The organism is Rothia sp. HMSC065C03 (assembly GCF_001837295.1).
Taxonomy (GTDB): domain Bacteria; phylum Actinomycetota; class Actinomycetes; order Actinomycetales; family Micrococcaceae; genus Rothia.
This window is the reverse complement of sequence record NZ_KV831978.1, coordinates 37,616-57,198: the sequence shown is the minus strand read 5'-3', so window position 1 is coordinate 57,198 and position 19,583 is coordinate 37,616. Positions and strand designations below refer to the sequence as shown.

Annotated in this window: 20 protein-coding genes; 12 read left to right on the top strand and 8 right to left on the bottom strand. The window is 58.0% G+C overall.

Features of this window, described 5'->3' with window-relative positions:
* Positions 1–52 precede the first annotated feature (52 nt).
* On the bottom strand, positions 53–796 hold the full coding sequence (locus HMPREF2605_RS00460) for a response regulator transcription factor (protein ID WP_049354120.1): 744 nt from the start codon (positions 794–796) through the stop codon (positions 53–55).
* 259 nt (positions 797–1,055) lie between these two features.
* Here HMPREF2605_RS00460 and HMPREF2605_RS00455 point away from each other — a divergent pair, with 259 nt between their 5' ends.
* The 6 genes from HMPREF2605_RS00455 to HMPREF2605_RS00430 all read left to right on the top strand — a co-directional run bounded on the left by HMPREF2605_RS00455 (position 1,056) and on the right by HMPREF2605_RS00430 (position 7,011).
* Complete coding sequence (locus HMPREF2605_RS00455; RefSeq protein WP_049345980.1) at positions 1,056–1,925, top strand: PRD domain-containing protein; 870 nt, start codon at positions 1,056–1,058, stop codon at positions 1,923–1,925.
* 758 nt (positions 1,926–2,683) lie between these two features.
* Entirely contained in the window at positions 2,684–3,664 is a 981-nt protein-coding gene (locus tag HMPREF2605_RS00450; RefSeq protein ID WP_070737403.1) for a mannose/fructose/sorbose PTS transporter subunit IIA, read from the top strand.
* Positions 3,661–4,527 carry a PTS mannose/fructose/sorbose transporter subunit IIC gene (locus tag HMPREF2605_RS00445; RefSeq protein WP_012902657.1) on the top strand — a complete coding sequence of 289 codons (867 nt, stop codon included), beginning with the start codon at positions 3,661–3,663 and terminating at the stop codon, positions 4,525–4,527. The genes HMPREF2605_RS00450 and HMPREF2605_RS00445 overlap by 4 nt, the downstream gene beginning before the upstream one ends.
* 11 nt (positions 4,528–4,538) lie before the next feature.
* The gene (locus HMPREF2605_RS00440; protein ID WP_070846634.1) at positions 4,539–5,393 is read left to right on the top strand and encodes a PTS system mannose/fructose/sorbose family transporter subunit IID; all 855 of its coding nucleotides are present in this window, start codon (positions 4,539–4,541) and stop codon (positions 5,391–5,393) included.
* Between the two features lie 185 nt (positions 5,394–5,578).
* Positions 5,579–6,352, top strand: coding sequence for an HAD family hydrolase (locus HMPREF2605_RS00435; RefSeq protein WP_070846633.1), 774 nt, complete (start codon positions 5,579–5,581; stop codon positions 6,350–6,352).
* A gap of 134 nt (positions 6,353–6,486) precedes the next feature.
* A complete protein-coding gene (locus tag HMPREF2605_RS00430) occupies positions 6,487–7,011 on the top strand; it encodes a hypothetical protein (RefSeq protein ID WP_210401028.1) in 525 nt (174 codons plus the stop codon).
* Positions 7,012–7,185: 174 nt separating this feature from the next.
* Here the strand turns inward: HMPREF2605_RS00430 and HMPREF2605_RS00425 are convergent, their stop codons facing one another.
* The 4 genes from HMPREF2605_RS00425 to HMPREF2605_RS00410 form a co-directional block, all read right to left on the bottom strand.
* The gene (locus tag HMPREF2605_RS00425; RefSeq protein WP_049338642.1) at positions 7,186–7,533 is read right to left on the bottom strand and encodes a hypothetical protein; all 348 of its coding nucleotides are present in this window, start codon (positions 7,531–7,533) and stop codon (positions 7,186–7,188) included.
* An 11-nt stretch (positions 7,534–7,544) separates the two neighbouring features.
* Complete coding sequence (locus HMPREF2605_RS00420) at positions 7,545–8,057, bottom strand: hypothetical protein (RefSeq protein WP_049352259.1); 513 nt, start codon at positions 8,055–8,057, stop codon at positions 7,545–7,547.
* A 193-nt stretch (positions 8,058–8,250) separates the two neighbouring features.
* Positions 8,251–9,993, bottom strand: coding sequence for a cation:proton antiporter (locus HMPREF2605_RS00415; RefSeq protein WP_070846632.1), 1,743 nt, complete (start codon positions 9,991–9,993; stop codon positions 8,251–8,253).
* Positions 9,994–10,242: 249 nt separating this feature from the next.
* Positions 10,243–11,196 carry a biotin synthase gene (locus HMPREF2605_RS00410; RefSeq protein WP_070846631.1) on the bottom strand — a complete coding sequence of 318 codons (954 nt, stop codon included), beginning with the start codon at positions 11,194–11,196 and terminating at the stop codon, positions 10,243–10,245.
* A 291-nt stretch (positions 11,197–11,487) separates the two neighbouring features.
* Between HMPREF2605_RS00410 and HMPREF2605_RS00405 the strand changes: the two genes are divergently transcribed.
* From HMPREF2605_RS00405 to HMPREF2605_RS00385, 5 genes are all read left to right on the top strand, one after another.
* Complete coding sequence (locus HMPREF2605_RS00405; RefSeq protein ID WP_049350255.1) at positions 11,488–12,090, top strand: TetR/AcrR family transcriptional regulator; 603 nt, start codon at positions 11,488–11,490, stop codon at positions 12,088–12,090.
* Positions 12,091–12,347: 257 nt separating this feature from the next.
* On the top strand, positions 12,348–13,745 hold the full coding sequence (locus tag HMPREF2605_RS00400) for a galactokinase (protein ID WP_070846630.1): 1,398 nt from the start codon (positions 12,348–12,350) through the stop codon (positions 13,743–13,745).
* A 434-nt stretch (positions 13,746–14,179) separates the two neighbouring features.
* Positions 14,180–14,344, top strand: coding sequence for a hypothetical protein (locus HMPREF2605_RS00395; RefSeq protein WP_005504128.1), 165 nt, complete (start codon positions 14,180–14,182; stop codon positions 14,342–14,344).
* A gap of 532 nt (positions 14,345–14,876) precedes the next feature.
* On the top strand, positions 14,877–15,197 hold the full coding sequence (locus HMPREF2605_RS00390) for a glutaredoxin domain-containing protein (protein ID WP_005504125.1): 321 nt from the start codon (positions 14,877–14,879) through the stop codon (positions 15,195–15,197).
* Position 15,198: 1 nt separating this feature from the next.
* Entirely contained in the window at positions 15,199–16,017 is an 819-nt protein-coding gene (locus HMPREF2605_RS00385) for a shikimate 5-dehydrogenase (protein ID WP_005504124.1), read from the top strand.
* 337 nt (positions 16,018–16,354) lie between these two features.
* Here the strand turns inward: HMPREF2605_RS00385 and HMPREF2605_RS00380 are convergent, their stop codons facing one another.
* The 3 genes from HMPREF2605_RS00380 to HMPREF2605_RS00370 all read right to left on the bottom strand — a co-directional run bounded on the left by HMPREF2605_RS00380 (position 16,355) and on the right by HMPREF2605_RS00370 (position 18,750).
* The gene (locus tag HMPREF2605_RS00380; protein WP_246828140.1) at positions 16,355–16,984 is read right to left on the bottom strand and encodes a rhomboid family intramembrane serine protease; all 630 of its coding nucleotides are present in this window, start codon (positions 16,982–16,984) and stop codon (positions 16,355–16,357) included.
* 241 nt (positions 16,985–17,225) lie between these two features.
* Positions 17,226–18,050 (bottom strand): rhomboid family intramembrane serine protease, encoded by an 825-nt coding sequence (locus tag HMPREF2605_RS00375; protein WP_049338659.1) that lies wholly within the window; start codon positions 18,048–18,050, stop codon positions 17,226–17,228.
* A 172-nt stretch (positions 18,051–18,222) separates the two neighbouring features.
* A complete protein-coding gene (locus HMPREF2605_RS00370) occupies positions 18,223–18,750 on the bottom strand; it encodes a peptidylprolyl isomerase (protein ID WP_049352247.1) in 528 nt (175 codons plus the stop codon).
* A 173-nt stretch (positions 18,751–18,923) separates the two neighbouring features.
* On the opposite strand from HMPREF2605_RS00370, the gene HMPREF2605_RS00365 reads away from it, so the two are divergent.
* Positions 18,924–19,259 (top strand): hypothetical protein, encoded by a 336-nt coding sequence (locus tag HMPREF2605_RS00365; protein ID WP_049345994.1) that lies wholly within the window; start codon positions 18,924–18,926, stop codon positions 19,257–19,259.
* Positions 19,260–19,583 lie beyond the last annotated feature (324 nt).

Here is a 19,583-nt window from a genome sequence, read left to right as displayed (position 1 = left end):
GCGCGGTATAACCGGGTGTTATACCGCGCCATATGAAGAGCAGAGAATAAACTTAGACAGCGGGACGCAGCACGTAACCGGCACCGCGCACGGTGTGAATCATCGGTTCGCGACCCACGTCAATCTTCTTACGCAGATAGGAGATGTACAGCTCCACAATATTTGCCTGACCACCGAAATCGTAGTTCCAGACATTATCAAGAATCTGACTCTTGGAGACCACACGCTTCGCGTTCTCCATGAGGTAGCGCAGCAGGTCGAACTGGGTTGCGGTGAGATTAATCTGCTCGCCACCGCGGGTCACCTCGCGGGTGTCCTGGTTCAGCACCAGGTCGCCAACGACCAGCTCAGCATCATCAATGGCGGCAACACCGGAGCGCTGCACCAGGCGGTGCAAACGGATCATGACCTCTTCCATGGAGAAGGGCTTAGTCACGTAGTCGTCCGCACCGGCGGCAAGACCTTCGATACGGTTATCGACCGAATCCTTAGCGGTCAGAAAGAGGCAGGGAACCTCGGGGTAGAACTTGCGGATACGGGAGAGTAGCTCCAGGCCGTCAAAGCCGGGCATCATAATGTCCAGCACGAGCACGTCGGGGCGCCAATCGCGGGCAATTGCGAGCGCGGAGGGGCCGTCCCCTGCGGACTGCACATCCCAGCCGATCATTTTCAGACCCATGCTGACGAGTTCCTTGAGCATCTCCTCATCGTCAACAACGAGGGCGCGGATGGGGCTGCCATCCGGGTGCTCGAGGGTGGGAAGGTTCTTTGCGATTTCGGTTGCTTTGCTGCTCATGTGATTAAGAGTATCGCGATTTAGGGTTCGCGGTGAGGCGGGAGCCGGTTTTCAGCCGCAAACTTATGGAATGCTTGCCCGCGTCACAGCTGGGGCACAGTTTCGTGCCGCCCATTATCCCAACCATGCGCGTTAACCCTTCAATACGGGTTCAATCTTTCGGTAAAATTTGTAGTAGCTTAGGTGATACTCAATCACCGTTTATCGTTTCAGTGTGCCACCCCGACACAGGCGCCCCGACACCCGCAGAGGAGGACACATGCGCATTAGCCGTATTTATAACAATAATGTTGTCCTCACGGTGGATCATTACGGCAAGGAGTCCGTGATGATTGGTCGCGGCATTGCTTTTGGTAAGCGTAAGGGTCAGCTGATTGACCCGTCTGCGGTGGAGCAGACGTTTGTGCCGGAGCAGGGCATGTCGGGTGAGCGCTTGAGCATGACTCTGTCTGAGATTCCGGCGGAGATTCTGTCGATTGCCACACTTTTGGAGTCGAAGGTGCGCGCCGAGGGTGCATTGGAGCTGTCGAACTCGTTTATTCTTCCGCTGGCTGATCACCTGCACTATGCGGTGGTTCGTGCGCGTGACGGGGTGCGGGTGCAGTATCCGCTCGCCCCGGAGGTGACTGTCCTCTACCCGCGCGAGGTGGAGTACGGCCGCACGGTTTTGGAAATGGTTCGCGAGCGCCTGCAGGTTGAACTGGACCCGAACGAGGCTATCCCCCTGGCGTTGCACCTGGTCAACGCGCAATTTGCGACGGCGGATATGTCTCAGGCATTCCGCATGACCGAGGTTTTCGCGCAGGTTTTTGAAATTATTGAGGCAAGCTACGAGCGGAAGATCGACCCGGATTCGATGAGTGCGGCACGTTTTGTGACGCACCTGCGGTACCTGTTTGTGCGGGCGAGCCGCGCCTCCGCGAATCGCGCGGAGGATGCAGATGAGGTGTCGCAGCCGAGTTTGTTGGCGGCTCTTCGTGAGGATGCACCGCGTGCCTACGCGTGTGCGCAGAAGGTTTTGTTGGTACTGCAGATGCAGCTGAAGCAGAGCCTGACTCGTGATGAGTTGACGTATTTGACGATTCATATTGCGCGTCTGGCGCGGGATATGTGGGGCATTAACGCGTAGCGCATGTTCGATAGAAAGCGACCGGGAGGGTTCTCGGTCGCTTTTTCTATTCTCCCCCCCCCCCAGAGTCTATGTTGCGGAATCTATACCCACGGAATCCCGGCGAGGGGTTCGGGTGGGGGAATCTGGGAGTGAAAAACCTGGGAGTGAGGATTCTAGAGGGGTGCTGCCGGGCGGAACGTGGCCATTAAAGGTGGGTTGCTATTTATATATACAATCTGTCACTAAAATGTCGTTTTCCCGGGTTTTCCTTCGCGCGTTAGCGCGTCGATTTAAATTTTGAAATGACGGTTTATAGCGGCGTATTCCAGAAATACCATTCTGTGGACAGACCGCAGGAAAATGTGGGTTTTTTATAAATCCCACATATTTTGACTCACGTACCCATTTTTTGTTCGATATTTTCTTTGTAAATCATTTTCTTGCACTATCACAGTCCAAAATATCCCATAACAAGCACCTCGTCAGTCCGCTTGCAAGATGCCGTCATTCCTGAAATTTCACAAAAATAACGCATTTCTCCCCGTGTCGACAACCTTTTTTCGGTGTTCTGTTTAAATTTTTTACGCCCTGGCAATAAATACGTGTTTTGACATCAAAAACCCATATTCCAACACGCGAAAAAGTGTCACAAGAACCTAAAGTGTGCAAAGCCAGAAAAAACCCACAAAACACAAAAACAACGTGTTACTATCTGAGAATTATGAGGCCCTTCACGGGGCCACTACACACCATGTCACGAACACGAGAGGACCACTATGGTCACTATCATTGTGGCGGCACACGGCGAGTCGGCTCCGGCTCTGCTGAAGACCGCCGGCATGATCCTCGGTAACTTCGAAAACGTCCACCCGGTCACGTTCCTGCCGGGTCAGGGCCCCGAAGATCTCGTCGAAGAGTACACCCGCATCGTTGAGGCATCTGAAGCAGAAGAAACCCTGCTGCTGGTCGACCTCTTCGGCGGTAGCCCCTACAACGCCGGTGCGCAGTTCGCAGCCACCCGCGAGGGCGTCGACGTCGTCTCCGGTGTCAACGTACCGATGCTTATTGAGGTCATCTCCGGCGCAGGCCGTAAGAACGCAACCCTCAAGTCCCTGGTCGCTAAGGCGCACAAGGCTGGCACTAAGGGTATTCGCTCCTTCCAGGAGGCGAACCAGCCCGTAGCCGCCAAGCCCGCCGAGGCGAAGCCCGCAGAGACCAAGGCGGTCGAGGTTCCGGCTGCTCAGCAGGTTCCCGGCGGCACCATGGACGCTATCTTCACCCGCATCGACTCCCGTCTGATTCACGGTCAGGTGGCAGGCACCTGGGTTCCGCATATCGCACCGCAGACCTTCATCGCGGCATCCGATAATGCGGCACACGATCAGCTGCGCAAGTCCCTGCTGCTGCAGGTCGCGCCGACCAGCGTGAAGACCAACGTCCTGGACATCGCTAAGGCTGGCCGCGTGTACAACAACCCCAAGTACACCGGCATGAAGACCATGTTCGTCGTAGAATCCCCCGTTGACGTGGTGCGACTGCTCGACGAAGGCGTCAAGATCAACGAAGTGAACGTTGGTGGCGTCACCTTCAAGACCGGCATGGTTCAGCTCTCGGACGCAGTGTACGCCTCCGAGGAGCACCTGGAAGCCTACCGCGAACTCATTAAGCGCGGTGTGAAGCTGACGGTGCAGCAGCTGCCCAACCACTCCCCGGTTGATTTGGAAAAGATCCTCAAGCAGAAAGGCCTGGACGCATGAGCGCCCTGACGTTTATTCTCGTTGTTCTCGTGGCGTTCATTGCGGGCGTCGCATCCGTGGTGGACGAGCGTCAGTTCCACCGCCCCCTGGTCGCTTGTACCCTGATGGGTTTTGCGCTGGGTGACCCGACTACCGGCATTATGCTCGGTGGCGCACTGGAGCTCATCGCACTGGGCTGGATGAACGTCGGTGCGGCTATGGCTCCCGACTCGGCTCTGGCTTCCACCATCTCCGCTGTTGTTGTGATTCAGGGTCACCAGGACATCACCACCGGTATTGCTATTGCTGTGCCGCTGGCTGCGGCAGGTCAGGTTCTGACCATTTTCGTTCGTACCATTACGGTGTTCTTCCAGCATCAGGCGGATAATTTCGCAAAGACGGCTAACTTCCGCGGTATTGAGTTGATGCACATTAGCGGTATGGCTCTGCAGGGTCTGCGCGTGGCTATCCCGACCGCTATTGTGGCGCTGATTAGCTCCGACGAGCTGACCCGCCTGCTGGGCATGATTCCGGAACAGGTGACCATCGGTCTGCGTATTGCCGGTGGCATGATTACCGTGGTCGGTTTCGCAATGGTCATCAACATGATGCGTTCGAAGGCCCTCATGCCCTTCTTCTTCCTCGGCTTCATCGCCGCCGCCGCTATCCCGGCAACCCAGTCGATTGTGCCGCTACCCGGCGGAAGCTCAAAGGACGTCCTCGTGGCACTGTCCACCCCGGCACAGTTCAACCTGGTTGCTATCGGCCTGGTCGGCGCCTGCCTGGGCCTGCTGTACACGCAGCTGAACCCGCTCTTCCATAAGAGTGAGGCACCCGCCGTAGCACCGGCCGCCGCCAATGACCTCGACAACGAGCTCGAATAAGGAGCATCACCATGACTGAAAACAAGAACGTCGAGCTCGTTGAAGTTCCCGAGCTCACCCAGCGCGATAAGGTCGACACCTACATCCGCTCCACCTTCCTGCTCGGTTCGTTCAACTTCGAACGCATGCAGTCCATCGGTTTCGCGGTTTCCATGATTCCGGCCATTAAGCGCTTCTACACCAAGAAAGAAGACCAGGCGGAGGCGCTGACCCGCCACCTGGAGTTCTTCAACACCCAGCCGTGGGTTGCATCCTCGATTATGGGCGTGACCGCTGCGATGGAGCGTGAGAAGGCAGCCGGTAAGGACATTGACGAAGCCGCCATCACCAACGTTAAGGTGGGCCTGATGGGCCCACTGGCCGGCGTGGGCGACCCGATTTTCTGGGGTACCGCACGTATCGTGCTGGCGGCTCTGGGCGCATCCCTGGCGGTGACCGGCAATATTCTGGGCCCGCTGCTGTTCTTCTTCGGCATGACCGCAATTCGTTGGGCAACCCGCTGGTACGGCTTCAAGTACGGCTACGAGAAGGGCACCCAGATTGTGACCGAGGCGGGCGGCAACACCCTGCAGAAGATTACTCAGGGCGCCTCCGTGATGGGCCTGTTCGTGATGGGTGCTCTGGTGTACCGCTGGACGAGCGTGAACATTCCGTTGCCACTGACTAGCTACACAAACCAGGCGGGCGAGACGGTAAATGTGACCGTCCAGTCCGTGCTGAACGATCTGCTGCCGGGCCTGGCCTCGCTGGGTCTGTGCTTCCTGTGCATGTGGCTTCTGAAGAAGAAGATTAACGCCATCTGGTTGATTTTCGCTCTGTTTGCCGTGGGTATCCTCGGTTCGTACCTGGGCTTCCTGGCTCTCTAAAAATATGAGGGATGAGCCCTTTCACCCTTCAGTGAAGGCGTGAGATTCAGGGGCTATATCTCAAGTGGTGGGGGTGCGGTCGGTACACTTAAAAGTACCGGCGGCACCCCCGTTTTTCATGGGCGTTTTCTATCGGTTGCGGCGCACAATTCGCGGCAATGCAGCCCTCCCGCGAAGGAGTTTCTATGACCAAATTGATGGCTTTCGATCTTGACGGCACGATCCTGTTTAACCGTGCCGTGGAGCCTGCCACTGAGCAGGCGATTGCCCGCTGGCAGGCGGAGGGTAACCTGGCGGTCTCGTGCACGGGCAAGAGCATTTTTGCCACGCAACTGGCGTTGAACCCGACCGCCATCCGCTTTGACTACCACGTGCTGTACACGGGTGCGGTGATTACTGACCGGCAGTACCGGGTGATTTACCATCAGCCTCTTCCGGTGAGTGTTGTGCAGGCGTGCTACGAGCATTTCAGCACCGTGGACGGCGTGGCTCTGTTCGCGACGACTCTGGATAACGATTACAGCCTCTGCGACCGGGTGGGCTCCTCGACGAATATCCTGCCGGAGTTCACTCCCCTGCCGGCTGACGACCTGCAGAACCACGAGTACGTGGGTGTGCCCCTGTGGATTCCGGATGCTCAGGTTCGCGAGGCGGCGTACATCTGGATTCTGGAGCGTTTTGGTGATTCGGTGGACTGCCACAAGAACCAGGATTTCCTGGATATTGTGCCGCCCGCCTGCACAAAGGGCACCGGTCTGCAGCATCTGGTGGAGTACCTGCAGTCGGAGCATCCGGGTAGCTCCTATGAGGTGCACACGATTGGAGATTCGTGGAACGATATCGACATGCACCGCTACGCTGACCGTTCGGCGTCGTTCTGCTACTCCCCCGATGAGGTTAAGGCTGTCACCACCGATTGTGTGGATAAGGCGTACGAGTTTATTGAGGCTTCCCTGTAGAAGCTGCCGAGGTGGCGTTTAGGTGCGGCGAGCGCCCGTCTGCCAGCCGCTTCCGCGTACTCGCCGCCTACTCCCCCGTTTCACGTGAAACACCCGCTTTCCCGTTACTCCCCGTGTACCCCCGTGAGGTTTCTATGTGCCCTTCCGCTTCTCAGCCCCGTAAGAACCAGCCCGGCAAGGATCAGTTTCCCAAGAGCCAGTCCCAGAAGAGCCAGCAACCGGAGCCTGCCCAGTCTTACGACCCGTCCAGCTTCTCTGACACCTTCCGCGCTATGGCGCGTGAATCACTCGTGAAGAACCAGAAGAACCGCCCGGACTCCCCCATCGTCTCGATTTCCCCGGTGCTGATTATTTTGGGCGCCATTGCGGCGGCGCTGTACGGGCTGTGGCAGAGCTGGGCGTGTCTCATCCCGCTGGTGCTGATTCTGGTGCTCATGTGGGTTCGCTACACGATGCAGCGTCAGGCGCTCAACGATTTTGCGGAGCTGGAGGCGGCACGCACCGCATGGAAAAAGACCCGCAACCGCCAGTACCTGGAGCTGATGGCGGCGCAGTCGACGCGCATCCTGGATGAGAATAAGGCGCTGACCAAGCAGGCTCGCGCGCACGTGCAAGAGTACGCGGATTTCGCGGCACAGAAGCTGGGCACTCAGCGCTAAAGACCCCGCTGCGCTCGCTCGCCCCTCCCAAAAAGTATTCGACGAGCGTTAGTCGAGGTGAGTGTTCAGGCACCCAAAAGACCGTAACCACTCCCCTGTACGGGGGGCGGTTACGGTCTTTTATTTACGTCAGATACCCTCTGCGGGGGTCTTTTACGTCTTAGGGGTTACACCCTAGTTGGTCTTCTGTGCGGGTGCTTCAGCAGGCTCTTCTGCGGCTTCCTCGACGGACTCCGCAGATCCTTCGTCTGCGCTGTCAGTAGCCGGAGCCTCGTCCAATCGCTGCACCACAGCGGGGCGGTCATCAAAGCCGCGGCGGGTGCCTCGGGCAGCCTTCGCCTCCATGGTGTACAGCTGCTCGCGATTCGTCAGCACCACCAGGGTCATGGCGTTCAGGCAGACACCCACAATGCACAGAATCCAGCCGATCAGCATGAACCGACCACCGGAAAGCACCGCGCCGGAAAGCATCAGGGCAACAGAAACCAGGTACGCCGGGGAAAGCAAAAACTTCGTATTCACTACCGACCTACCTAGCGTGCGTTGGAGCGGGGCTTGGGGGTACGACCCGAACGGGGACGCGAGGGCAGAACGCTCATACGGCCGGGGGCACGATCAACAATCGGCTGAGATTCGGTGGGCTCTTCCTCGCGGACCTCTGCAGTTTCAGCGGGCGCGGTCGCCTCAACGGTCTCAGCTGCCTCAGCGGGAGCTACTTCCTGATCAACCTGCGCCGCAGCATCGTGCTCAACTGCCTCATGCTCAGCGGCTTCTCGTTCTTCGCGGCGGTGCTCTGCGCGCTCGCGGATACGGTTCTCCACGGAGGATTCGAAACCGTCCAGGTTGGTCACCAGTGCGGGGGTCGGGTCACCCTTCGCCTTACCCACGGACAGCACAAAGGCGAGGACGTTCAGGCCCAACGCAAGGATGAGAAGGATCCAGCCGAGCCACAGGAGCCAGGGGTTGGAGGTTCCAATCAAGAGCGCGCCGCAAAAAATTACGCCGAGGGAGGTCAGGTACGCAGGCGAGAGAGTCTTGAAGTCCATGTCTACTTTCAATGTGTTCGTGAGTTTGAGAGAGCTAACGTACGTTCACTACGTTTCCTGTCTCATTTTAGGTGATAGTTGAGGCTTAATCTGCTTCTGCCCCTGTCTATCGCCTGTGAGCTAAAGACCAGATGGCTTATCTCGGTGGCGTAGGCAGGGGCAGAAACGTAGTGTTCGCGCACGGGCGTACCGGCTAGGACTTGGGGGTTACCTCGTTGGTGACCAGGGGCGAGGCGGGCGCGTTCTCGACCACGGGGATTGCGCTGGTGCTCAGGGTGCTCTGGTGCTTCTTCCAGAGGTTGTAGCGTTCCATGGCGACCGCGCCGGCGGTCATGGCAGGAAGAATGAACATGCCGGAGGAGCGGATGCTTTCTGCCTGCGCCAGGATGTCCAGCTTACGCACCACGCGGGTCACGTCGTGGGAGTCGTAGCGGTCCTGAGCAGAAATAACCTCGTTCTGCGCGGCGACGAGGGCGGCATCGCGCAGGCGCACGAAGTCGTTCCTCTTGTCCTTAAGCTTCTCCATGTGCTGCTTGTATTCTTCGGGCAGTGCCTCGCTGATTTCGTCTCGGCGGGTAATGGCGGAGCACATTTCCTTCACGCGAGCGTAGGTTTCCGGGTCGGTGGTTGCCTTCGCTTCAGCCTGCAGCGCCTCGAGGGCTGCGACCTGCGCAATCTTGAGCAGCTCGGGTACGGCGGTTTCTTCTTCATGGTTAGCCTGCACGCCAAGGACCTTCACGAGCAGGGGCAGGGTCAGGCCGGGCAGCACGAGGGTGAAGAAGAGTACGGAGAGCATCATGACGATGGCGTCCTGGCGTACCTGTTCGGTGCCGTTGACCACGGGGATGGACAGGGCAAGAATCAGGGTCACGAGGCCTCGCATGCCGGACCAGGTCATAACGATAACTTCAGCAAAGCTTTCGGGGGCGCCCTCGTGGATGGGGTTCTTGCGTCCTGCCAGCCAGACGATGGTGAACCAGATGAGGCGCACCAGGATGGCGACCAGTGCGACCAGGGCACCGTCAGCGAAGAGGCTTGCGATACGGGAGGGGTCGGCGGTGGCGATGATACTACTTGCCTGCAGGCCGATGAGGCCGAAGGCGACACCGGTCATGAGCAGCTCAATAATCTGCCAGAAGGAGGTGGAGGAGAGGCGTTCTTCCGCTTCGAGTGCCGCCATGTATTTGGTGCTGGTGAACTGGATAGCGCCGATGACCACGGCAATAACGCCGGAGGCGTGCACGCTTTCAGCAGCGAGGTAGGCGCCAAAGGGGATCACGAGGGTCACGGCGTTGCTGGTGACCACGTCGTGGGCACGCTGGCGAACGTAGCCGCCGAGCCAGCCGAAGATGTAACCAATAATGACCGCGAGGATCGAACCGAGCACGAAGTCTTTGGCGACCGAGAGCGGCTCGATGTGGTGGCCTCTGGTCATGGAGTGGATTGCGGCGTGGAAGAGAACGATTGCGATAGCGTCGTTGAAGCTACCTTCGGTCTGCAGAGTACCGATGAGGCGGCGGGGGATGCCGACGGGCTCAGCGACTGCTTCCACGGCGACGGGGTCGGGCGGGGAGACGGCGGCACCAACGGCAAGGGCGACGGCGATGGTCATGCCGGGGACCCACCACATGGCTGCGCCGGCAATTGCCAGGGCGGAGACGGTGGTGAGAAGGACCGAGTAGAGCAGTACGGATCTCCAGCGGCGGCGCAGGGTGCCCCAGGAGAATTTAACGCCGATGGCCCACAGTAGCGGCGGAAGGAAGATCGGCAGGATGATGTCGCTGTCGATAGTGATGTCCGGTCGGTTGGGGATGAAGAGCGCGGCGGTGCCGAGCAGGGTCATCATGACCGGCCAGGGGAGGTTGAGTCGGTCACCGACGCTGACCATGAACACGGTCGCAATCAGGATGATGACAATAACGGAGAGGTAAAGCATTGGTCCGGTGTTGTTCCTTTCGCGCGGCTAGGGTTAGTCGGCTACGTCTTTCTACTCTACCGGAGCGGCGCATACCACTTTCGGGATATGGGGGTTCTGCGGCGTTTATTCTGGTGCTGTTTACCTCTAAGCCTAATGCCTTGTGTGGAATATAGCGTTTTCCCCTGAATATCCTTGCTTTTCAGCAGGTTATTCAGGGGAAAATTCTATATTTGGAATATATTGCTTGGGGTAGTTACCTCTAGCGGATTACTTAGAGCCGCATCCACCAGCACCGCAGCCGCAACCGCCAGCGGGAGCTTCCTCCTCCACGACCGGTTCGGGCTCGTCGTGGCCGCCGCAGCAGCCTCCCTTTTCTTCCTTAGGTTCGTCGTGGCCGCCGCAGCAACCGCCGCCACCGTGGGAGTGGCCGTGAGACTCAGCCGGAGCTTCAGCGGAGGAACCGCATCCACCCGAGCCACAGCCACAACCACCGGCGGAAGGTGCCGACTCATCGTGGCTACCGCAGCCACCCGAGCCACAGCCACAGCCGCCACCGTCAACCGAGCCACAGGCAGAGCCGCGTGCATCGCGGTGACCCATGAGGTCCACACCCAGGTCGGAGAGGTAACGCAGGTAACCTGCGAGGGCGTCACGTCCACCGGTGCCGGAGATAACGATGCCGCCGTGGCGCAGTGCCTTGAGCACCTCGTTAACCATCGGCCACTGCTCAATGTCGTCGGTAATGGTGATAGCGCTGACCACGTGCATTGCGAGGGAGGTCAGCGAGCGCAGAGACTGTTCGTAGCCTTCGGACAGGTGAATAACCTTGGCGGGTGCTGCCAGGCGCAGGATGGACAGCACGCGCATCAGCATCATGGGTACTGCATTTTCGGGTAGCAGTACGGTCACGCCGATTGCGGAGGACTCTGCAATACGTTCGATGGTTGCCGCGAGTTCTTCGGAGTCGATATCGCGGGAGATGTCCAGAACTTCGTAGGAGTCCACGGCGATGGAGCGGGTGCCCAGCGCATCGGCGAGCGCTTCATCTTCGGTGTGGATCGCAATCATGTTGCGGAATTCGTTGCGGCGCACGACGGAGGCTGCCTCGATGAGGGCGAAGTCCTGTCCTTCACCGTCCACGAGGAGGGTGTGGATTTCTTCGCGGTTGAGGCCTTCGCCTACGGTGGCGCGCTCGATTAGTTCAGAAAATGCATTGCTCATACCGAATATTAAACACCTGATTTCGGGGCGTGTGCCCGCGAGGTTTGCCTGCCTTGGCGGTTTTGGGCGGTTTAAGACGTGTTTTTATGCCGAGAGCGTGGGCGGCTACCTATTCTGTGTGTGCTGAAGCGTTTTTGGTGGCAAAAGCGCTCATGAAACGCGAACCGTTCGCTCCGGGTGAGTGAGAATCAACATTGCTTTTTGGGTTTGTGCCGCGTATTTGTTGGGTTTTTGTTTGCCGCGGGGTGCATCTTGCTCAAGATATAGAGTTGAACACCCTAAAATGAAAGGGTGGTACTTTCCCGTGAAAAGATTCTAGATACCGCCTACGAGGTCTTGGCGACCTACGGTTTGGCGGACCTTTCCATGCGCCGACTCGCTCAGGAGCTTCACGTGGCTCCCGGCGCTCTGTACTACCACGTGAAGAATAAGCAGCAGCTTCTCATTCTGTTGGCGGATTACATTCTGGCTCGTGCCCCGAAGTCGATGTCTGAGGAGGCTGAGCCGAATCCGGAGGCTATTCGCGCTTCGATGATTCGCCGCGGTGATCTTCTGTTCTCCCTGCTCTACCCGATTCGTGAGTGCCCTGAGGTGGTGCGTTTGAGTTTGACTCTGCACCCGCGTGAGTTGAAGCCGGTGGTGGCTATGGCTCATGAGTTCCAGGCTCTTGGTTTGGGTCATGCGGAGGCGCTGCGTCGTGCTCGTTTGTTGACTCATATTGCGTTGAGCCTGGTGGAGGAGTATCAGACTCTGCCGCTGATTTCGCCTCAGGAGGCTGTGGCGAGCGGCGATGTTCCTCTGATTGAGAATGCGTTTAACCGTTACCGCCAGGATCTGCTTTCTGCCATTGATTCGATGATGGTGGTGCAGGAGCCCTACACGCAGGATGCGTAATCGCTTGGCCCTTCTGTTGGTTTATTAGTTATGTATGTTGCCCCGTGCCCCCTTGTAGGGTGCGGGGCTTTTGCGTGCGTTGGCTTTTGGCTGCCCTGCCGCACGCTGATACCGGTGCGGTTTGGCGGCTGAGTCGATGTTCGCTGGTTTTCTGCTTTAGTCTAGAGGTGACACGTGCTTGTACCCGGAGTGTATCTGGTGCGGGTGGGGTGTTGTTTATGTCTTAGTGCCCTGTTGGGCTTTATCAGAGGTGTTCCATGTCGATGACCGCTACCGCCCAGTGGGCGGCTCTTCCGGACCATAGCGCGGAGATTGCGCGCGTGCGTGAGGAGTTTATTACTGCGTATGGTTACGAGCCGGATGGTGTGTGGTCTGCGCCTGGGCGTCTGAATCTTTTGGGCGAGTACATTGATTTTTTGGGTGGCTCGTGCCTGCCGATGCCGTTGCCGTACCGCACCTATGTGGCGGGTGCGTTGCGTCGTGATGGCGTGTTGCGCGCGGCTTCTTTGCAGATGCCCGGCGATGAGCGCACGGTCGTGATTCGCGATATTCAACCGGGTCATTTGAAGGGCTGGTTCACCTATGTGGCGGGTGTTGCGTGGGCGATGAATCAGGAGGGTGGCAGGGATATTATGCTGCCCGATGAGTTTGGTGCTGACCTGCTGATTAATTCTCGTGTTCCGGTGGGTGGCGGTTTGTCATCTTCGGCGGCTTTGGAGTGTTCGACGGCGTTGGCGTTGTTGGAGCTCTCGTGTCCGGTGCGTGAGGAGTGCCCGCAGGCGGATGCTACCCCGGCTGATAGTGATGCGTTGCGTGCGCGTCTGGCTCAGGTGTGTATTACGGCTGAGAATAAGGTGGCTGGCGCGCATACGGGTGGCCTGGATCAGACGGCGTCGTTGCGTTCGCATCCGGAGCAGGCTCTGGTGATTGATTTCCGTGATTTTTCGATTGAGCCGGTTGCGGTGGATATTGCCCAGCATGGCCTGAGTTTTTTGGTGATCGATACGAACACTCCGCATGAGCTGACGGATGGCGGTTTTGCGGCTCGTCGTGCGGCGTCTGAGGCGTGCGCTGACGCTTTGGGTCTGCGTTTTTTGCGTGATGCCCTACCGGAGGATTTGTCGTGTGCGGGTATGGATGCGCGTGCGGCAAAGGCGTGGCGTGCTGACTTGGTGGATTCTTCGGTGAATCGTGCCTTGGATGCTCTGGAGGACGCGGGTCGCCCGTGTTCGTTCCCGCGTGGTTGGGTGCGTCATGCGTTCCACGATATGACTCTGGTGGGTCGTGCGAGCTATTTGCTGCAGCATGCTGATGAGCTGGGCTTTGCGGCGTTTGAGGAGGCGGGCCGTATTTTCACGGAGTCTTTTGTGTCGATGCGAGATGAGTTGCGTGTTTCTCGCCCTGAGATTGATGATGCGGTGCAGGTGTGCCTGGATCGGGGCGCGTTGGGTGCCCGTATTGTGGGTGGCGGTTTTGGTGGCGCGGTGATGGCGCTGATTCCGACCTCTCAGCTGGAGGCTGCCGCGGATGCGGTGGCGACTGCGTATGCTGTGCGCGGCTATGCGGCGCCTCGTTTTTTGCCGATGGTTGCTGGTTTTGCGGCGTCTCATGATTGGGCTGCGGGCGCTGATCCTACGGATATTCCGGTGTTGTAGGGTTGGGCGCTGAGGTCTGTCATAAATCGGCGGGGTGTCACAGGGGCGTTTTTTCGGGGTTTTGAACAATATTCATAGCTGGAAGTTTCCTGCGAGTTTCTGCAATTTTCCTCCGGTTATCCCCTGCAATAACGCGCTGATAAGCCATAATTTTTTGGTCGTTGGTCAAAAGTGGCGCCACGTTTTCTGAGGGTGGTTTTTCTTGCCTTCGCGGGTATGTACACTTATCGACGGACGCAATCCGTGAGCTGTAAAGTTTCGATGCGCATAGTCCGGCATATGGATAGCATCTACACTGGGTTCTACCGTCACATACAAACCCAGCTTGCAGGTTTCGTCCACCAAAGCATCACACTCCAGTTTTCTGCCCGTCCGGGCAGACCCCTCACTTGAAGTGAGGCTTTAGAGCGCGAAAGCGCAGAAAGGAGGCCCCCATGGGCTTCGATATCAAGGGCACCGTTGAGCAGGGCCTCGACAAGGCTCAGGAAGTCATCAACGAGAAGGCTGGCAAGGAGGTCGTCACCGACGAGCACGTTGCCAAGGTTGAAGAGGTCGTGACCGAGAACGTCTCCAAGCTGACCGAGAAGTTCGGCAAGTAAGGCGACAGCCTCCTTTGGATTGGCGCCCTGCCTCGCTTCCTCATGGGGTAGGGCGCCATTTCCCTGGGTTTGCATCACAGGCTTTCACTCAACGGCTTTCACTCAACATCTCTCTCGAATAATGGGGCGTTCTGCCCCGCCTGGGTTCTTTCATTCACCGACTCACTCGGCATATTGCTCAGCTTCGGTTACCGCCTGGTAGCCTGTTTTCACTCTTCTTTTACTCTTACTCAGCACAAGTGCTCGCGCTTTCTCGCGAACTGTATACGCCCCGCATCATTGGTCCGGCAACCTTGGTGTGGGGCGTATGCCGTTAATGCGCGGGGGAAGGCTTCTGGGGCGCAGGGTGAAGGCTTCTGCGGGAGTGCTGTGCGGGTTGCCGGGGTGCGGCGCGGGCGTTCGCCCGATGAGGGCCTCTCCCCCGCACCTACGTACTCAGGCTATGCTTGATACATCAACTTATTGAGCTGCGCCCTCAGGCAGGTTTTAGCGCCTCCTGGAGACCGCGGAGCACCCTGTTTATGGAGGAACTATGTTTGAACGTCAGCAGTCCGATCAGCAGAAGGCACGCGAGGTCATGAAGGATGGCGGCGTCGTCATTTATTGGCGCCCCGGCTGCCCCTACTGCGAGGCTCTGGATTCTAAGCTGGGCGAGCTGGGCGACCACGCTACCTGGGTGAACATTTGGGAGGATCCGCAGGCTGAGGCGCACGTGAAGTCCCTCAACGACGGCAACGCGGTTGTTCCCACCGTGGATACCGGCGACACCCACTTTGTGGTCGCTGACCTGGTGAGCCGCAACAAGGTGAAGAAGCTGATCCAGAACACTCTCGACGCTGGCGGCGAGGCTTAAGATGGCTCGCCCGGCACTGAACCGCGATACGACGGTCTGCATTTCTCTGTCTGGTCGCCCGTCAAATCACGGTATTAAGTTCCACAATTACCTGTATGAGAAGCACGGTCTGGATTACCTGTACAAGGCGATGACCACCACCGATATTGAGGGTGCTATCGCCGGCGTGCGTGCTCTGGGTATTCGTGGCTGCTCGGTGTCTATGCCGTTCAAGCAAGCTGTTATCCCGCTGATGGACGATATGGACCACTCGGCTGCGGTTATTGGTGCGGTGAACACGATTGTGAACACTGACGGCTTCTTGAAGGCGTACAACACGGATGTGATTGCGGTGGCCTCCCTGCTGCGTTCGCATAATGTGGATCCGTCTCTGCCGTTCCTGCTGCGCGGTTCGGGCGGTATGGCTGCGGCTGTGGCTGGTGCGTTCTTTGATGCGGGCTTCTCGCAGGGCATGATTATTGCCCGTAACGAGGAGACCGGCCGCGCGCTGGCTGAGCGTTACGAGTACGCCTGGGCGCCGGAGGTGGGCAACCTGCGAGCGCCGATTCTGGTGAACGTGACCCCGATTGGCATGGCTGGCGGTGAGGAGAGCGAGGAGCTGTCCTACCCGCAGGAGGCTATTGCTGAGGCACAGGTGGTCTTTGACGTGGTGGCGATGCCCGTTGAGACTCCGCTGGTTCGTGCGGCTCGCGCGGCGGGTAAGGAAGTTATTCACGGCGGCGAGGTGATTGCTCTGCAGGCCGCTGAGCAGTTCCGCCTGTACACCGGCGTGGAGCTCACCCCCGAGGAGGTTGAGGAGGCGGAAGCTCAGGCGAACTAGGTTCGCACCCGCTGCTTCTTTGCCCCGTAAGGGGCTCGATACGTGAAAGTGCCCGGAAGGTTGATCCTTCCGGGCACTTTTTGTTGGTGCGTAGCACCGGAATTTTTTGTAATTACACACACCCTGGTATTTAAGGTTTTCCACATCTGTGGAGAAATCTGGGGAAAACTCTTACACCCGTGTAATTCACCCCGTGTAATTCGGTTGTTTTAGCCTGTATCCACAGGTTTTTAACATGTACTCACACTCGTGGAATTACACGAATGTAGTTATACACAGTGTGGAAAACTGCTGTGGATAACGTGTCTCTGCACCGGATTTCCGCGGTTTTCCAGGCTTAATACCTGCCGTTGAGCCACTGCTGCGGGCTCTGCGGCGGCGGATTCGAGGACTCGGGTTTCTTCACGAACGGGATAATCAGCAGGGTTGCTAGTGCGCCACTGACAAGACCGCCAAAGTGTCCCGCGTGAGAAATATTCGGGTGGAAGAGGCTCTGCACAACGTCAATACCCATGAGCAGAATAAAGAGGCGTGCAGTATCCTTCTGCTTCCGAAGAAGCAGAAGGACGAAGAACGCGCCGTAGAGGCCGTACACACCGCCTGATGCGCCCACGGCACCACGGTAGTAGGTGAAGAGGTACACACTGCAGCCGGCACCTACGGTAGCCGCCATATATACAAAGAGGAATTTCCACCGCCCCATCATGCGTTCGAGGGACACACCGAAGATGAAGAGGTAAATCATGTTCCACACCAGGTGCATCGGGTCAGTTTGCGAGTGCACAAACCCGTGCGTGATGAGGCGGTAGTACTCGCCGTGGTGGACACGGGGACCAGACATCATGCCGAGATTGTGTACCCAGCGGAACGGAATGATCAGCTGCAGGCCGTACACCACGACATTAATCAGGATGAGCGTGTACGTAATATGCCAGTGACGGGCGATGAAGGAACGCTTCGGTCTCACGTTACCCCCGTTAAGCTCGCGATAGCAGTCTGGGCAGACTACACCCGCACCCTGTGCCGTCTGGCATTCGCCGCAGACGGTGCGGTTGCAGCGCCCACACTGGGCGTAGCTGACGCGGTCGGGGTGGTTAACGCAGACCGTTGGACTCTGCCCGTAATTCATATAGTTGGGAAAGTTCTCCACTGCCTCTCCAAAGATTTTCGTGCCGGATTTTCCGAAGATTTTTCACGTATTTTCAGGCTTAGTACCTGCCGTTTTGCCATTGCTGCGGGCTCTGCTGCTGAGGAGGCTCGGGCTTATCCACAAGCGGGACAAACAGCAGTGTCAACAGCACACCACCGACAAAACCACCCGCATGGCATGCGTGGGAGATATTCGAGGGGGTCAGAATGCTATAGATGATGTTCGGGGCAGTAATCATGACGAACACTCGTGCGGTGTCCTTCTGCTTCCTGATGATTAGCAGGGTCAAGAAAGAGCCCATGAGGCCGAATAGACCACCGGAGGCACCCACCACGCTGGTGTCAGACGCCAGCACGTACACGCCGAGGGCGCCGAAGACGATAGAGCCCAGGTACACGAGGAGGAACTTCCAGCGCCCCATCATGCGTTCGAGGGACACACCGTAGATGAAGAGGTTAATCATGTTCCACACCAGGTGCATCGGGTCGTTCTGCATATGCAGAAAACCGTAGCTGATGATGCGGTAGTACTCGCCATGCTGGACGTAGGGCCACCAGATGTTGCCATGCCTAACCACCCATTCATTGGGAATGATCTGCTGCAGACCGTACATCGCGACGTTAATCAGAATGAGCGTGTACGTAATGTGCCAGTGGCGCGCCAGGAATGAGCCCTGTGCTTTCGAACCTTGCGCCTTCGAGCTGCCGCCCGTGAGGTCGCGGTAGCAGTCGGGGCAGACCATGCCCACATCCAGCGCTACCTGGCATTCGCCGCAGACGGTGCGGTTGCAGCGCTTGCACTGGGCGTAGCTAACGCGGTTGGGGTGGTTGACGCAGACGGTGGGAGTCTGCCCGTAGCCTGCGTAGTTGGGAAAGTTCTCCACTGAACCTCCAGGGGTTGTGTACAGGATTATCCGAAGGTGGTGTGCGGGGGATGGCGCGCGTGGGCATATAAGCGCAGGGACCCACCGGAAGAATCCTGGCGGGCCCCTGAACTATACGTGTTTTCTCAACACCTTCAGCAGAATGCTCGTATGAGCCTTCCGATGGGGTTTATTAGAGCTTTTCGATGTCGATCGAGGAGATGACAACGTCCTTGACCGGGCGGTCCTGGAAGCCGGTCTCAACGCTCTCAATAGCGTCAACAACCTTCTTGGATGCCTCGTCGGTGACCTCACCGAAGATGGTGTGGCGGCCGTTCAGCCAGGGGGTCTCAACGGTGGTGATGAAGAACTGAGAACCGTTGGTGCCGGGGCCTGCGTTAGCCATTGCCAGCAGGTAGGGCTTGGAGAAGGAGAGCTCGGGGTGAATCTCGTCCTTGAACTGGTAGCCGGGGCCACCAACGCCCATGCCCAGGGGGTCGCCACCCTGAATCATGAAGTCCTTGATGATGCGGTGGAACACGACGTCCTTGTACAGGGGGGTGTTCATGATTTCACCGGTGCGGGGGTGCTTCCACTGACGGGAGCCGTCAGCGAGGCCGATGAAGTTCTCAACAGTCAGCGGTGCGTGGTTGCCGAAGAGCTCGACGACGATGTCACCGTAGTTAGTGTGGATAGTTGCCTTAGCAGTTGCATTAGTCATGGCTCTATTGTGGCACGGGGCGGCGCTCATTCGCCATCTAACATGTTTTTTCGCCCCGGGCGCACCGTCGAGCGGGCTTTTTGGGCGGGAATTGAATATCCTGAGAGGTGAACACTACGCGCGCGGCGGCGTTTTCTAGTCGCTGGCGCATTTCAACCGATGGAGGTCACCCCATGTTCTGCTGCAAGAAGCGCAAGGCACGCAAGGCTGCTAAGGCTCAGGCTGTTGTCTCTTCCCTGGCTGCTGTTGAGTCCGCACTGGAAGGCAAGACCGCTGAGATGTTCGCTGAGAAGCTGACCGGCAACAAGAAGGCCCTGAAGAAGGCTCGTAAGGCTACCGCGAAGACCGTTCGCGCCGCTGAGAAGGAACTGGCTCGTATCGAGCGTAACGGCGGCAAGCGCCCCCGTAAGGGCCTGGCATTCCTGGGTCTGCTGGTTGCGCTGGGCGTTGCAGGCGCAGCAGCTTACAACGCAGCTCGTCCCGTGGAGGATCCCTGGAAGAACGCGTAAGCGTTCCCGTATCTCCTTCTCTCAGGGGATCTAAGATAGCTTTCTGAGGCGCCGCTAGCGGCGTAAGAGAGCGCTTTATGAGAGATAGCCGCCCGCCAAGAGTTTTACTCTGACGGGCGGCTATTGTTTGTTTTTTTGGGGGGGGGAGGAAAAGGGGAGAGAGGAGGCGCTACAGATGCTACAGGTAGAGCGCTGAATCTCCCCGTGCATATACCCCGGGGTGCACCCTGCGGTATTTCCCTGACATACCCGGATATACAAAGAACCCCATGTCTTTCGACATGGGGTTCTCGGTTCAAAAATAAACCGGCGATGACCTACTCT